A 295-nucleotide genomic window follows, 5' to 3' on the forward strand; every position below is an offset into this window, starting at 1 on the left:
CACTCGAACCATACACAGTGATCTGGAAGTACTGGGCAAACAACAACGCGGCAATGGTGTATCAAGAGTCGGCCGACCTGTGGATCATTAACCCAAGCATCATGACCGCAGTCGGTGACGTAAAGGCCAAGGTCGCTAAGGCACGAGCCACCCTCTATGGCTCTCCGGACTTGCTATTCCCGACGCCTACTATCCTGACGTGGCTTAGGCGCGGCATGGACGCGTTCAATGGGGCATACGGTCAGTTCACGTCGTTTACGATGACCAATGCACGCGGCCCGATTCGTGAGTACTG

Annotated in this window: 1 protein-coding gene; it reads left to right on the forward strand. The window is 55.6% G+C overall.

What is annotated here, in order from left to right; translation table 11 throughout:
• Positions 1 to 295 (forward strand): hypothetical protein (locus AC1RPU_RS08150; RefSeq protein WP_481769669.1); only part of this gene is annotated, 295 nt, incomplete at both ends.

Source organism: Dellaglioa sp. CoH-55-MRSF-7 (genome assembly GCF_056782235.1).